This is a genomic window from Bradyrhizobium sp. LLZ17, from assembly GCF_041200145.1.
Taxonomy (GTDB): Bacteria; Pseudomonadota; Alphaproteobacteria; order Rhizobiales; family Xanthobacteraceae; genus Bradyrhizobium.
On the sequence record NZ_CP165734.1, the window covers coordinates 7,630,457 to 7,644,856 of the forward strand.

The window sequence follows — 14,400 nt, forward strand, 5'->3', positions numbered from 1 at the left end:
GCCGAAGGCCGGATCGTCGTCGAGCATGTCGTCCATTCTGCCGAGTGGACCGCCGCATCCACCCTCACATCAGCCGCCGGGCCACGATGGGGCGGACATCGCGGCCGCTAACGGGCGGACCGAGAGCGTCAGCCCGGAGCGCCCCAGGCCAGGATTTGTAGCAATCGTGGGATAACAAGCCGCTTCATGATCGCTCTCCTGAAAGGAGGGGATGCCTTACCGATCAACACGCAGAAGGACATTTCATCACTGCGACGAGCGCTAGGCAAGTTACTTCTTTGGCGCCAGCCAGCTCAAACAACCTGAGGTAAATACCACTTTTTTGCCGAGCGCCGTGCTCACGGCAATGCCAACGAACACGCGCAAGTTCGACCGATCGACGCGAAGCCACCGGCGGACTTGTCAGGTACATGCGTAAAAACTACCATCATAGTAACTGCGCCGTCCGAAGCGCACCCGTCGGAGGAGGATCGCCTTGCATCACCGAACCGAACATCCAACACATTGCGATTGCCTCGCGCGTCGCAAATTCCTGAAGATGGCCAGCGCCGCAACCGCCGTGGGCCTGGCAGGTAGCGGTCTCTTTCTCGCCGATGACGCCCGCGCGGACGCTCTCACCAGAGAGATGCGCGACAAGCTGAGCCCCGACCAGATCATCCAGGCCATGAAGAAAGGAAACGGGCGTTTCCGGAAGGGCGAGAGGAAAGACCGCAACTATCTGCGCGAACAGAAGGCGAGCGCCTCTGGGCAATATCCGGCCGCCGCGCTGCTCAGCTGCATCGATTCGCGCGCTCCCGCCGAGGTCATCATGGACCTTGGGATCGGCGACATCTTCAACTGCCGTATCGCCGGCAACATCGAAAACGCCGACATTCTCGGCAGCCTCGAGTTCGCCTGCAAGCTCGCCGGAGCCAAGGTCGTGCTCGTCATGGGCCATACCGCCTGCGGCGCGATCAAAGGGGCCATCGACAACGCGGAGCTCGGCAACCTCACCGGGCTGCTCGCCAGGATCAAGCCCGCGGTCGAAGCGACGACCTACTCCGGCGACCGGTCGGCCAAGAACTACGCCTTCGTCGATGCCGTCGCACGCAAGAACGTAGAGATGACCGTCGCAACTATCCGGAAGGACAGCCCGGTCCTCGCCGAACTGGAATCGAAGGGCAGTATCAAGATTGCCGGGGCGATGTACAACGTCGGAAGCGGCGCGGTGGAGTTCTTCGGCTGAACTGGATATGGGATTCCAACGCTCGAAAAATTTCAATCGATAATCGCGGGGGATGGGCATGGCTGTAGCAGGCACAGCTCGGTGGACGTGGCTTTGGCCGGCGCTCGCGTGGGCCGTCTTGTTGGTCACGATCGTGCTCGGCGGAAACGGGATTCTTTACGCCGCGGCCGGAGCCGCTCTGTTCGGCACCGTGTTTGCTGCGGTGTATCATGCCGAGGTGGTCGCCCACCGCGTAGGCGAGCCGTTCGGCACACTGATCCTCGCCCTGGCGGTGACGGTGATCGAGACGGCGCTCATCGTCTCGGTCATGATCGCAGCGCCCGCCGAGAAGGCGGGACTGGCCCGCGACACGGTTTTCGCGGCGGTCATGATCGTCTGCAACGGCATAGTTGGCGCCTGCTTGTTGTGGGGCGGCGTCCGCCACCACGAGCAGGGCTTCCAGGCGCAAGGCGCGAGCGCCGCTCTGGCCGTGCTCGTCGCGCTGACCAGTCTGACGATGGTCCTTCCGAACCTTGCGGCGCAAGAACTCGGGCCGCTGTACAACACGCCGCAACTCGTCTTTGCCGCGCTTGCTTCTCTGGTTCTCTATCTCGCGTTCGTGTTCATCCAAACGGTAAGGCACCGTGATTATTTCCTTGCCGCAAAGGGTGGCACGGCCGACGATCATTCGCCACCTCCGGACAACGGAACGACGACCCTCAGCGCCGTTCTCCTCGTCCTCTCCCTTGTGGCCGTGGTGGGGCTTGCCAAGGTCCTGACGCCGACCGTCGAGGGAGCGATAGACTTCCTCCAGGTACCCAAAGCCGTGGTCGGCACCATCATCGCCGCCCTGGTTCTTCTTCCGGAGGCGGTGGCGGCCATCAAGGCCGCTCAAAGCGACCGGCTGCAGACCAGCCTCAACCTTGCGCTCGGCTCGGCGCTGGCGACGATCGGTCTGACCATCCCCGCAGTGGCCGGGGTGTCGATCGCTCTCGGCTACCGGCTCGAACTCGGGTTGGACGTCAAGGAGTTGGGGCTGCTGCTGGTCACGCTGCTGTTGAGTGTCATCACGCTCGGCACCGGCCGGACGACGGTGCTGCAGGGTGTCGTTCACCTGGTGATCTTCGCCGGGTTTCTGTTTTTTGCGGTGGTGCCGTGAGTTGTCGGTTCGATACGGCTGGTCGAAGCCCTCTCCGGACAGACCAAGGGGAATGCCGGCAATGATCGGACGAATACCGCGATTGGCGGCCCTTGCCCTGCTCGTCGTCGGCCTGCAGGGCTGCGGCGAAAAAAGAAGGAAGCGAACGAACAGCCGGTCCGCGGTCTGCGCGCCTACAAAGTGGCTGCAACCGCGGAGAGCCGCGTGCGCCGGTTTCCGAGCGTTCTGCAGCCCGCCGATGTCAGCGCTTTGTCGTTCGAGATCGGTGGCCAGTTGAAAGCCGTCGGCCTCACCGTCGGCGAGAGGGTGCAACTCGGAGACGTTCTTGCCGAAATCGATCCGAGATCGCTGCAGAGCCAGGTGGACCAGGCCAGCGCCGGCGTGCAGCAGGCGCAGGCGCAGCTCGACAACGCGCAGTCCGACTTCCAGCGCAAGGAAGAACTCCTCAAGCGCGGCGTTGCCACCCAGGCCGCTTTCGAACAGTCGAACGCGACCCTGCTCAGTTCGAGAGCCCAACTCGACCAAGCGCGCCGGCAGCTCGAGTTGGCCAACCACAACCTCGACCGGAGCAAGCTGCTGGCCCCCTTCGCCGGTACCATCGCCCGCGTGGAGGTCAAATCCTTCGCCCAGGTCGCTGCGGGACAGCCGGTCGCCACACTCTACAGCGACGACAGCTTCGAAATGAGCTTTCTGGTCCCGGCTGCGACCTTCCAGAGCCTCAAGGTCGGACAGAAGGTCGAAGTGAAAGTCGCCGACAAACCCGACCTTCCGCTCAAAGGCGAGATCAAAGAGCTCGGGTCCAAAGCCGAGCAAGTATCGGCCTTCCCGGTCGTGGTCAGGCTCGACAACAACGCCCCTGGTCTGAACGCGGGCATGTCGGTCGAAGTGACGATCGAAGAACCGCTGGTCGTGGGTCGCAGAGGGTTTCTCGTCCCGCTGAGCGTCCTTGTGCCCGAAGGCGGAAAGGTGCTGCAGAACACCGGCACCGTGTTCCGCTATGACGAAGCAAGTTCGACGGTGAAGAAGCGCGTCATCACGGTCGGCGGGATCCGCGAGAATCGTCTGGTCGTCGTGGATGGCGTCGCGCCGGGCGACATCCTGGCCTCCGCAGGCGTGTCCTATCTCTCGGACGGAGAGCAAGTGAAGCTGCTGCCGTTGGAGCAGGAGGCACCGTGAACCTCCTCACCCGCTTCGGTCTTGCGCGATCCCGATTCACCATCGCGGCCATGATCGGGCTGCTGATCGCCGGCATCGGCCTCTATCCGAACTTCCCGAAGCGCGAAGATCCAGTCATCGTCATCCGGACGGCCGTCGTGTCGGCGCTCTTCCCGGGCATGGCGCCCGAGCGGATGGAGAACCTCGTCGCCGTTCCCATCGAGCGAAAGATCCGCGAGCTCGCCGAGGTCAAGGACATCAGAACGCTTGCGGGTGAAGGATCCCTGACGATCTACGTCGACCTGAAGGACGAGATCGCCAATGTCAACGCCACTTGGCAGCGGCTGCGCGACAAGATGGCCGACGCCAAGGTCGAACTGCCCGACGGGGTTGTCGGGCCATTCGTGAACAGCGACTTCGGCGATGTCGCGATCGCGACCATCGCCATCACCGGCGAAGGCTTTTCGCCGCGCGAACTGAAGGACACCGCCGAGGACTTCCGGAAGAAGCTCTATCAGATCGTCGGCATCTCCAAGGTCGAGCTTCACGGTGTGCAGGACGAGCGGGTATGGCTGGAACTGGATACACGGAAACTGGCCGCCATCGGCGTTCAAGTGAACGCCCTGATCAAGGACCTTCAGGGTCAGAACGTGGTGCTGCCCTCTGGCAACATCAACGCGGACGGCACGCGTCTTCTGCTTGAAACCTCCGGAGATTTTCCGAACGTTCGGGCGATCGAGACGATGCTGACCCGGGTCGGGACCACCGAGAGCCTGGTGCGGCTCGCCGATATCGTCACGGTCCGCCGCGACTACGTCTCCCCCAAGGTCAAGCCGATCTATTTCAACGGCCGTCCCGCCGTCGTGCTCAGCGTCATCATGCAGCCGGACCAGGACGTCACACAGCTCGGCGGGAAGCTCCGCGAAGCCGCAAGCGAGTACGAGCAACGCCTTCCGATCGGCTACGCCGTCGCCTTCGCGACCTACCAGGCCGATCAGGTCAGCGCCTCCGTCAATTCCGCCCTGTCCAGCGTGGCGCAGACCTTCGTCGTCGTGGCCGTGCTGGTGATCGTTTTCCTTGGCCTGCGGGCGGGCACTATCGCCGCCATGATCGTGCCATTCGCCGTGATGTTTTCCTTGATCGGCATGCGGGCGCTGGGGATCGCGCTGGAGCAGGTCTCGATCGCGGCGATCATCATCGCGCTCGGGCTGCTGGTCGACAATGGGGTCGTGATGGTCGAGGACATCGTCAGCCGGATCGGCCGCGGAATGCCTCCCGAGGAGGCCGGGCTGGCGTCGGGAGAGCAGTATGCGCTGCCGCTCCTGATCTCCTCGATCACCACCATCGCGGCGTTCTTGCCGCTCATGCTGCTGTCGGGGGCGTCCGGCGAGTATGCGTTCTCGCTGGCAGCCGTGGTGGCGCTCACGCTGGGAGGCTCCTGGATCACGGCGCTGTACATTCTTCCAGCCCTGACCGTTTGGCTGATCAGGCCGCGGGGTAGGGCCGGCCATGAGGACGCGCCGCCGTCCCGGCTGCAGCGGCTCTATGCGTCCGCACTCGGTTCGGCTTTGCGCTTCTCGCCCCTTGTGCTGGTGGGATGTGTCGCGCTGGTGGTGATCGCGCTCACTCAGTTCGGCCGCATTCCCAAGGAGATGTTTCCGCTCAGCGAACGGAGCCAGTTCCTGGTCTACATGAACATGCCTGACGGCACCGATATCTCGCAAACCGAAGCTCGCGCGCGAGATCGAGCAATGGCTCGGCGACAAGACGGCCAATCCGGAAATATCCGGGGAGATCCTTTATGTGGGTGACGGCGGTCCGCGGTTCTATCTCACCTTGACCCCCGTTCCGCCAGACTCGGCATCTGCGTTTTTCTTGGTCAGCACGAACGACTACCAGGGCGCGATCCGTGCCGCCGATCGCGCCTGGAAATATCTGTACGCCAATCACCCCGAAGCAAGCTTCAAGATCAAGCGGCTGGCCATGGGAGCCGTCGAATCCGGCGTCGTGGAGCTGGAGATATCGGGGCCCGATGGAGACCGGCTACTCGCCTTCAGCGAACGGGTACGATCCCTGTTGCAGCGGGCGCCGAACGTCCGTGAGAACGACGACGACTGGGGCAACAAGATCGTCAAGGTGGTCGTCGAGATCGACCAGGACCGGGCGCGCCAGCTTGGGGTGACCTCCGAGGAAGTCACTCGGCTGCTGAACACCTATTTCAGCGGCACCGCGGTGTCGATCTACCGGGAAGGCGACAACTCGATCCCGATCGTGTTGCGCGCCGGCGCCTACACGTCGCAGAGCCTGGAAGGCCTCACCAGCGCGACGTTCGCGAAGAACGGCGGCCTCATCTCGTTGGCCCAGGTCGCGAGGCTGAAGCCCGGGTTCGACTTCGCGCGGATCCGCCGCAAGAACCAGGAACGGACCATCACGGTGACGGCCCGCAGCACCTCGCTGACCGCCGGGCAGCTGCTGGAAACCATCCAGCCCGGGCTCAACGAGATGGACACGACCGGGGGTTATCACGTGGCCATCGGTGGCGAAATCCAGAAAAGCGCGGAGACCAACCAGAAGCTCGCCGCCGGCTTTCCGATCGCACTTGCCGTCATGGTGCTGGCCATCATCCTGCAGTTCAACTCCTTTCGGCGCACGCTCCTGACCTTCATGAGCATACCGCTGATCTTGATCGGCATCCCGTCCGGGCTGCTGGCAACGGGACAACCGCTGTCGTTCTTCGGGACCTTGGGCATCATCAGCCTATCGGGGATCATCATCAACAACGCCATCGTGCTGATCGACCAGATCGATATCGAGCGGCAGAGACTCCCGCTGCGCCAAGCGGTCGTGGCCGCATCGGAGAAGCGGTTGCGTCCGATCCTGCTGACCTCGGCGACGACGGTTCTAGGGTTGGCTCCGATGGCCATCGCCGGCGGCGCCTTGTGGCAGCCGATGGCGGTGCTCATGATGTCGGGGCTTGCAATTGCTTCGCTGCTGACGCTGTTCTTCGTTCCAGCCGGATACGTCCTGCTATTCTGGTTCGATAAGGAGCTGCTTCTGGCAGATCAGCGCTAGCCCTGAATGCGTTAGTGCCCCACCTACCCATTTTTGCCGGTTTGCGCTGTGATGGCAACAGGGCTGCATTCAGCTCAAACGCGAAGGCGTGCGCGCCAAATCGGCTTGAGAGCCTCGAGAACCAGTAGCACGGCTGCCGCTGCAGCCATGGTGACGAGGAGGTCGTCGCCATGCAGCGGGTCGAAGCGAAACAGCAAGGAGGCTGCGGGCCAGTACAGGACCGCCGCAAGGACCGCCGCGATCGTCAGGAGGATCCAAACAAGCGCGGCGTTCGGGCGGCGGAAGGCAACGATCAGCGAGGAGCTGAAAGAGCGGTTGACCAGTACAAGGCTGAAGATCGTCAGCACGAGCGCGAAAAACCCGAGCGCGCGGGCTTCGTTTTCCGGCATGCCGCGGCGCAGCCCAACGATATAGACGAGCGCGACGACGGCGAAAGCAAGCGCTCCCTGGACAATGCTCCATACGATCAGGGACCATGAGAACAGCGGCGCGTCGGGCGGGCGTGGCGGCCGGTTCATGATGTCGCGCTCGTCGGTTTCCGCCTCGAAAACCAGCGAGCACACGGGATCGATCACCATCTCCAGAAAGGCAATGTGGATCGGGCTGAAAAAGATCGGCAGGCCCAGGACCAGCGGCAGCAGCGCCATGCCCGCGATGGGGACGTGCACCGCGAAAATAAAGCTCATGGCCTTGCGTAGATTGTCGTAGATGCGCCGCCCGAGGCGGATTGCGGTCACGATCGAGCCGAAGTCGTCATCGAGCAGCACGATCGAGGACGCCTCTCGCGCGACGTCCGTGCCGCGCCCACCCATGGCGACGCCGATATGAGCGGCCTTGAGCGAGGGAGCATCGTTGACCCCGTCGCCAGTCATCGCGACGACCTCACCGTTCGTCTTCAATGCCTGGACGATCCGCAACTTCTGCTCCGGCACGATGCGCGCGAAGACATTGACCATTTCGACACGTCGCGCGAGCGCGGTGTCGTCGACCTGCCGGAGTGCGTCCCCACTCAGAACATCGGACGTCTTGATGCCGGCTTGCCGGGCGATGGCCTGCGCCGTGGCCGGATAGTCCCCGGTGATCATCACGACGCGGATGCCCGCCATGAGACATTCCCGCACGGCATCCGGCACGCTCGAGCGAAGCGGATCGGCAAGGCCAACCAGCCCAACAAGGCGGAGAGCGAATTCGGTCTGGGACTCTGGGAGCGTCGCCCCATCGTATGAAGCGCCGGCCACGCCCAGCACGCGCAAGCCGTCGGCGGCCATGGCATCGGTCGCCTCGCGCAAGGCGATCATCTCCGGCTCTGCGAGCCCGCAAAGACGCGCGATGGCCTCGGGAGCTCCCTTGCTCGCGACCAGGAGCTGCGTCGCACCGGGCCGTTGCCAGACCTGGGTCATGGCAAGAAGATCGGGGCGCAGACCATAGCTGCGTACGAGGCGCCAGCCATTGCCCGGGACATCGAGGCGCGTAGCTGGCGCCTGCTGGACGAAGCTGTAAAAAGCCTTTTCCATGGGATCGAATGGCTCCGGCGTACTCGCGAGCAGGCCATGAACGGCGATCCGGGCGAACTCCGCCGGGAGGTGCGGCAACAAGAGCGCGGAGTTGCGCAGCGCGCTGCCGTCCGGACGGCGCAGCTCGGCAATCGTCATGCGGTTCTCGGTGAGCGTACCGGTCTTGTCCGTGCACAGGACCGTTGCCGAGCCCAGGGTTTCGATCGAGGCGGCACGGCGGGTCAGCACCCGGGCCTTGGAGATACGCCAGGCGCCCATCGCCATGAAGACCGTCAGCACGACCGGAAATTCCTCCGGCAGCATGGACATGCCGATCGCGATGCCCGCCAGAAACGCTTCAAGCCAGCCGCCCCGGAGCGTTCCATAAAGCACGACCGCCAATACACTGACCAACACGCCTCCGAGTGCGCACCAGCGCACGAGCGCGGAAGTCTGTTGCTGAAGCCGCGGCGGCTCGCTATCGAGGCTTTGCAGCGACTGGCCGATCTTTCCGATTTCGCTGCGCGGCCCGGTCGCGATCACTTCGGCAATCCCGGTACCTCGTACGACCAGCGAGCCTGAATAGACGTAAGGCTGGTCGTCGCCGCCGGGACGGGGATGGTCAACGGCAACGCGATCGGCTGCGACCTTGCGCACGGGCACGGATTCGCCGGTGAGCAGGGACTCGTCCGTCTGCAGGTCTGAGGCTTCACACAGCGATCCATCAGCGGGAACGCGGTCTCCTTCGGCGAGCACGATGAGGTCACCTCGAGCGACGTCGCGCCCGGCAATGCGCCGCCGTTCGCCGTCCCGGATCACCAGCGCCCTGGGGCTGGTCAAATCCCGCAACGCCTCGAGCACACGCTCGGTGCGGGTCTCCTGGATCACGGTGATGACGACCGACATAAGCCCGAAAGCCAGCAGGATCAGCGCTTCCTTGAGGTCCCCCAGTAAGAGATAGACCAGCCCTGCGCCAACCAGCAGCGCCAGCATCGGTTCGCGCAACACCTCCAGGACGATGCGAAGCGGCGTCCGCCGAGCCTGTCGTGGCAGCTCATTGTAGCCTTCGGCTTCGAGCCGGGTCCGGGCTTGCTGTTCCGTCAGGCCCGTGACTGCGGGTGTTGAGCTGGCGGTCATCGCGGCGGACCTGAACGTTTCATTGTGAATTGCATCGCGTGACAGGCACGGTGCGGCGGTCAGGCAATGGTGCCGAAATCAGTCACCGGCGTTACCCAATATACGATGTTGGTGCCGGCGAATGAAACGCGAACCCGCTCGAGCAAACGTTCGGCACTGGCGCGTTGCAGGATAATCCGGACCAGCACCTGGTCCGCGTGTCCCTTGACGCGTTCGCTGGGGGTTTGCAGCAACACGTTGGCCCCGTGTCCGGCAGCCTCCGAAGCATTGAAGCCGGACACCAGATCTCCCTGTTCGCTCAGATAGTCGAACAGTTCGTCGCGAAGATTGCGCGCAGCGATCAGGGTGAGGCAAACCGTGTCGTTTTTCATTTCGCCACCTTCGCGGCGCCGCCGAACCGCTGGTAGAGGATCGGCAGCAGGATCAGGGTCAGCACCGTCGATGATAGCAAGCCACCGATCACCACAATGGCGAGCGGGCGCTGGATCTCGGATCCGGGCCCGGAAGCAAACAGCAGTGGGATCAGTCCCAGCGCGGTGATGCTGGCTGTCATCAGCACTGGCCGGAGCCGCCGCTTGGCACCCTCGACAACGATACGCTCCTCGGCAAGGCCATGCGCGCGCAACTGATTGAAGTAAGAGACCAGCACTACGCCGTTCAGGACCGCGATCCCGAGGAGAGCAATGAAACCAACGGAAGCCGGGACCGACAGGTATTCCCCGGTCGACACCAGGGCGAATACGCCACCGATCAAGGCGAAAGGGATGTTCACAAGCACCAACAAAGCCTGCCGCACGGAACCGAACGTGGTGAACAGCAGCACGAAGATCAGGCCAATCGCGATGGGCACCACGATCGACAGCCGGGCGGCGGCACGCTGCTGGTTCTCGAACTGTCCGCCCCAGCTCAACCGATAGCCTTTCGGCAGCGGAAGCTCGGTCGCGACCTTCTGTTGGGCCGCCTGGACAAACCCGACCATATCGCGGCCGCGGACGTTGGCCCTGACGACGCTCATCCGGTTGCCGTCCTCGCGGTCGATCTTCACGGGACCGTCGACGCGCTGGATCTCGGGCGACCTGCGACAGCGCAACATGTTGCCCGGACGACAACGTCAGCGGCAGGCTTGCAAGCAGCGTCGGAGCCTCCCGTGTCGTCTCGCCGCCGCGGACCAGGATCGGCGTACGGCGACCATCCTCGAGCGCGGTGCCGATGGTTCGTCCCTCGATCTGGGTACGGAGCGTGTTGGCAATGGAATCCACCGTCAGGCCAAGTCGGCCGGCCTCCATCCGGTTCACGGCCACAGTGTAGTATTGGGCGCCCTCGTTGAGCGTCGTGTACACATCTTCGGCCCCCTCAATGCCCGAGACAATGGCGGACAATTTTGCCGCAATCTCGTTAAGCTGGCCAATGTCAGTGCCGAAGATCTTGACCGCGACGTCGCCGCGCACGCCACTGATCATCTCCTGCACGCGCATGTCGATCGGCTGCGTGAAGCTGAGCGACAAGCCAGGAAAATCTGCGAGCACATCGCGCAGCTCTTGCAGAAGGGCCGAGCGGTCTCGGGCTTGCCTCTGCTCGACAGGCTTGAGCACCAGGAACGTATCGGTCTGGTTCGGACCCATCGGATCAAGACCGAGCTCATCAGAACCGGTTCGGGCGACTATTCCAGTGACGTCCGGCACCTTCATAAGGGCCGACTGGAGTCTGGCGTTGACGGCAATGGAATCGTCGAGATTGACAGAGGGCAGAGTTTCCACGCTGACGATGACGTCGCCTTCATCCATGGTCGGCATGAACGTCTTGCCAAGCTGCGTATAGGCGTAACCGGCGGCGGCGAGCCCCAGCACAGCCGCGACAACGACCTTGCGCTCGTTCCTCAGTGACCAATCGAGGGCGGGCTCATAGACCCTTAGCGCGATGCGGATGAGTAGCGGATCGCCATGGGCCGTAGATTTGAGCAAAAACGAGGTCGCAACCGGAATGACCGTGAGCGCCAGCAGCAACGAGCTGGCGAGCGCAAAGATGATGGCGAGCGCGACAGGGATGAAAAGCTTTCCCTCAAGTCCTTGTAGCGTCAGCAGAGGCACGAACACGATGATGATGATCAGGACACCGGACGCGACCGGTTGCAGCACCTCGCAAACGGATCGGAACACAATGTGGATCAGTGGAGTTGTTTTTCCCGGCTCGTGCTTGGCGAGATTGCCGACGATATTTTCGACCACGACCACGAGAGCGTCGATGAGCATGCCGATCGCGATCGCGAGCCCGCCGAGGCTCATCAGATTGGCCGACATGCCAACGGCGCGCATGACGAGGAGCGCCATCACGATCGCTAGCGGCAGGCTGAGCGCGATGACGAGGGAGGCGCGCCAATTGCCGAGGAACAGCAACAGGAGGACGACGACGAGCACGGTGGCTTCGCCGAGTGCACGTACGACGGTCCCGACGGCACGTCCGACCAGCCGGCTCCGGTCATAGAACACATTGATCGAGACGCTCTTCGGCAGAGAGGGCTGTAGTGCCTCAAGTCGCAGGCGGACATCGCGGACGAGTTGGCCGGCATTGGCGCCGCGCAGCCCGAGCACGAGCCCCTCGACCGTTTCGCCACGGCCGTCGGAGGTGACCGCGCCGTAGCGGCTCAGGGCGCCGACCTTGACCCGGGCGACGTCGTTCACACGGATCGGAACGCCGTCGCGCGTGTCGACGACGATGGCCCTGATGTCATCAATTGTACGGATGCTGCCTTCGATCCGCACCAGCGAGCTGTCCTCCCCCTGGTTCACGCGTCCGGCACCATCGTTGCGGCTGTTGGCCTCGATGGCGCGACGAAATAGCTCGGAGGAGATCCCGCGGGCCGCAAGCGCGGCGTCGCGGGGGACAATCTCGAAGGCTCGGACATAGCCGCCGAGCGCGTTGACGTCGGCAACGCCGGGGACCGTACGCAGCGCGGGGCGGATCACCCAATCGAGCAAGGTTCGCCGCTCCGCGAGCGAGAGTTCCGGGCTGTCGATCGTGAACATGAACATCTCACCGAGCGGGCTCGTGATCGGCGCCAATCCGCCGCTCACCCCGTCGGGAAAATCGCGCGAAACATTCGAAAGTCGCTCCGACACTTGACTGCGCGCCCAGTAGATGTCGGTGCCGTCCTCGAAATCCACGGTCACATCGGCCAGGGCATATTTGGTCGTGGTGCGAAGAATCTTCTTGTTGGGCAGTCCAAGCAATTCCAGTTCGATCGGAACTGTAATGCGCTGCTCGACCTCCTCAGGGGTGAGGCCAGGTGCCTTCATGATGATCTTCACCTGGACCGGAGAAACGTCGGGAAAGGCGTCGATCGGCAGGCTTGGAAGAAAAGCCGCGGCCGCGCCGACCAGCAAGAGCACGCTCAAGGCGACGAACAACCGCTGTGACAACGCAAATGCGACCAGCCGTGGCAGCATTACTGTCCCGCCCCGAGCCGCAAGAGAATGCCCCGAAGCGCAGAGATGCCGGCGATTGCGATCTGATCCTTCTCGGCGATCGGCCCGGAGATCACGACGTGGTCCTGATCTTCCGCGAGCAACGTCACGGGCACCAGACGAAAGCCGCCATCGATGGCGACGAAAACAGACGTCTGCTCGCCGCGGCGAACGAGTCCGCTATAGGGAATTTCCCAGGCGCTCTCGTCCGCGGAGAGAAAGCTGACGCGCGCCGCCGCAGTCTGACCGGGACGCAAGCCGCCATTCTCATTCGGGATCTCCGCGCGCACGAGAATAGTCTGCGTTGTCGCGTCGGCCGTCTCGGATACCAGGATCACGCGGCCTGACGCATCGTAACCCTCGACGTCGACCTTGGCGCCGGGCCGAATGGCTCGGATACTGGATGCCGGGATCGCAATCTCGGCCCATAGCGGTGACAGCCGCGCAAGTTTTACCAGAGACGCGGCCTGCTCCAGGCGCTGACCGGGCGAAACAGCGATATCGACGACGGATGCGGCCTGTGGCGCGCTGACGGTGAGCGTTGCGCTGATCGCTGCATCGTTGATTAGACGAGAGATCCCGTCGTCCGACATGCCGCTCAGATGAAGCATTTGTCGTCGTTCGGCGAGGATGGTGCCGGCTTGGCGAGCCTCCGTCTGACTGGCCTCCAGCACGCGTTGCGGTACTGCCTTGCCGTCGAACAAGTCGGCGTTCCGCTTGAGCTGCTGATTGGCAAGAACCTCCTGAGCGATTGCCTGCAGGTAGTCGCGTTGCAATGTGACAAAGCTTGGGCTCTGCAGGGTCACGAGCGGTTGACCCGCGGTGACTCGATCGCCGCGCGCCGCCGCCAGATTGGTGACCATGCCGGCGACCGGAGCGCTCACGACCCACAATTGCGCCGTCGGAATGACGATCTGTGCTGGATAGGGCAGTGTTTGATCGGTCCGGCTCGAGATCGGATGGGCCATGCGGACGCCCAGGTTCTGAGCCTGTGTCGCCGTGAGCTTGACGTCCTCATCGGCCGTCGCAACGTTGGGCAGGACGGCAAGCGAGAGCACAAGCAAAATTGGACGCAGCATCCGCATTTGGTGCGGAGAGCGCTTCATCCTTGAGACGAGCATCACTACCAACTGATTTGAGCCAAGAATCTTTCATACTCCGGATCGCTCCACTGGTATTGACCCACGTCAATCGGAACTGCCATGCGTTAATCGGCCTCGGATAATCGCAGCGGAACGGACCGAGATTGAGACCAGGAAAGGAGTGACGGCATGCTAGCGAACGCGAAAGTGGCAACCCGGCTTCCAGCAAAAGACCTTGATCGGGCGAGGGCGTTCTATTCCGAGAAACTCGGGCTCGAGCCGGTCGAGCACGCGAGGGTGGGCTCCGCTACGTCTGTGCCGCTGGCGAGTTTGCGATCTTCGTCTCGGCCGGAACGCAATCCGGGACGCACACGCAGATGGGTTGGGAAGTCGAGGACATCGAGGCCACCGTGCGCGAGCTTCGCCTACGAGGGGTCGCGTTCGAGGAATATGACTTCCCCGGCTTGAAGACCGTTGACGGGATTGCGGAGATTGCCGGCAATTACGCCAGCAAAGGTATCGGCGAGCGGGGCGCGTGGTTCCGCGACAGCGAAGGTAATCTGCTGGGAATCGGGCAACCGGTTCGATCTTGAAGCTGGCTCCGTCGTCCGCGCTTTTCAAATCGCTTGTGACCCGC

10 protein-coding genes and 1 pseudogene are annotated in these 14,400 nt (G+C 63.2%); 7 read left to right on the forward strand and 4 right to left on the reverse strand.

The genetic code is table 11. The annotated features are described in order from the left end of the window. Positions 1-475 precede the first annotated feature (475 nt). From AB8Z38_RS36325 to AB8Z38_RS36345, 5 genes are all read left to right on the forward strand, one after another. A complete protein-coding gene (locus AB8Z38_RS36325) occupies positions 476-1,225 on the forward strand; it encodes a carbonic anhydrase family protein (RefSeq protein ID WP_369722331.1) in 750 nt (249 codons plus the stop codon). A 52-nt stretch (positions 1,226-1,277) separates the two neighbouring features. Then, positions 1,278-2,363 carry a calcium:proton antiporter gene (locus tag AB8Z38_RS36330; RefSeq protein ID WP_369722332.1) on the forward strand — a complete coding sequence of 362 codons (1,086 nt, stop codon included), beginning with the start codon at positions 1,278-1,280 and terminating at the stop codon, positions 2,361-2,363. A gap of 180 nt (positions 2,364-2,543) precedes the next feature. Then, positions 2,544-3,539 carry an efflux RND transporter periplasmic adaptor subunit gene (locus tag AB8Z38_RS36335; RefSeq protein WP_369722333.1) on the forward strand — a complete coding sequence of 332 codons (996 nt, stop codon included), beginning with the start codon at positions 2,544-2,546 and terminating at the stop codon, positions 3,537-3,539. Then, on the forward strand, positions 3,536-5,329 hold the full coding sequence (locus tag AB8Z38_RS36340) for an efflux RND transporter permease subunit (RefSeq protein ID WP_369722335.1): 1,794 nt from the start codon (positions 3,536-3,538) through the stop codon (positions 5,327-5,329). The genes AB8Z38_RS36335 and AB8Z38_RS36340 overlap by 4 nt, the downstream gene beginning before the upstream one ends. Positions 5,330-5,393: 64 nt before the next feature. Continuing rightward, entirely contained in the window at positions 5,394-6,590 is a 1,197-nt protein-coding gene (locus tag AB8Z38_RS36345; RefSeq protein WP_369722336.1) for an efflux RND transporter permease subunit, read from the forward strand. Between the two features lie 74 nt (positions 6,591-6,664). On the opposite strand, the gene AB8Z38_RS36350 is transcribed toward AB8Z38_RS36345, so the two are convergent. The 4 genes and pseudogenes from AB8Z38_RS36350 to AB8Z38_RS36365 form a co-directional block, all read right to left on the reverse strand. Then, on the reverse strand, positions 6,665-9,220 hold the full coding sequence (locus AB8Z38_RS36350; RefSeq protein WP_369722337.1) for a cation-translocating P-type ATPase: 2,556 nt from the start codon (positions 9,218-9,220) through the stop codon (positions 6,665-6,667). 59 nt (positions 9,221-9,279) lie between these two features. Further along, entirely contained in the window at positions 9,280-9,591 is a 312-nt protein-coding gene (locus AB8Z38_RS36355) for a DUF3240 family protein (protein ID WP_369722338.1), read from the reverse strand. After that, positions 9,588-12,663, reverse strand: a pseudogene (locus AB8Z38_RS36360) (efflux RND transporter permease subunit). Before AB8Z38_RS36360 ends, AB8Z38_RS36355 begins: the two are co-directional and overlap by 4 nt. Beyond that, the gene (locus AB8Z38_RS36365; protein ID WP_369722339.1) at positions 12,663-13,760 is read right to left on the reverse strand and encodes an efflux RND transporter periplasmic adaptor subunit; all 1,098 of its coding nucleotides are present in this window, start codon (positions 13,758-13,760) and stop codon (positions 12,663-12,665) included. The pseudogene AB8Z38_RS36360 and the gene AB8Z38_RS36365 overlap by 1 nt, the downstream one beginning before the upstream one ends. A 192-nt stretch (positions 13,761-13,952) precedes the next feature. Between AB8Z38_RS36365 and AB8Z38_RS36370 the strand changes: the two genes are divergently transcribed. Both AB8Z38_RS36370 and AB8Z38_RS36375 read left to right on the forward strand, forming a co-directional pair. After that, positions 13,953-14,231 (forward strand): VOC family protein, encoded by a 279-nt coding sequence (locus tag AB8Z38_RS36370; protein ID WP_369722341.1) that lies wholly within the window; start codon positions 13,953-13,955, stop codon positions 14,229-14,231. Beyond that, positions 14,141-14,356, forward strand: a complete 216-nt coding sequence (locus AB8Z38_RS36375) for a VOC family protein (protein WP_369726808.1) — start codon at positions 14,141-14,143, stop codon at positions 14,354-14,356. Before AB8Z38_RS36370 ends, AB8Z38_RS36375 begins: the two co-directional genes overlap by 91 nt. The last annotated feature ends 44 nt before the right edge of the window (positions 14,357-14,400 follow it).

Bases quoted from the DNA above. Each gene is read 5' to 3' on its own strand.
- AB8Z38_RS36330 (WP_369722332.1), top strand. From the start codon at position 1,278: ATGGGCATGGCTGTAGCAGGCACAGCTCGGTGGACGTGGCTTTGGCCG.
- AB8Z38_RS36365 (WP_369722339.1), bottom strand. From the start codon at position 13,760: ATGCTGCGTCCAATTTTGCTTGTGCTCTCGCTTGCCGTCCTGCCCAAC.
- AB8Z38_RS36375 (WP_369726808.1), top strand. From the start codon at position 14,141: ATGGGTTGGGAAGTCGAGGACATCGAGGCCACCGTGCGCGAGCTTCGC.
- AB8Z38_RS36370 (WP_369722341.1), top strand. From the start codon at position 13,953: ATGCTAGCGAACGCGAAAGTGGCAACCCGGCTTCCAGCAAAAGACCTT.
- AB8Z38_RS36355 (WP_369722338.1), bottom strand. From the start codon at position 9,591: ATGAAAAACGACACGGTTTGCCTCACCCTGATCGCTGCGCGCAATCTT.
- AB8Z38_RS36350 (WP_369722337.1), bottom strand. From the start codon at position 9,220: ATGACCGCCAGCTCAACACCCGCAGTCACGGGCCTGACGGAACAGCAA.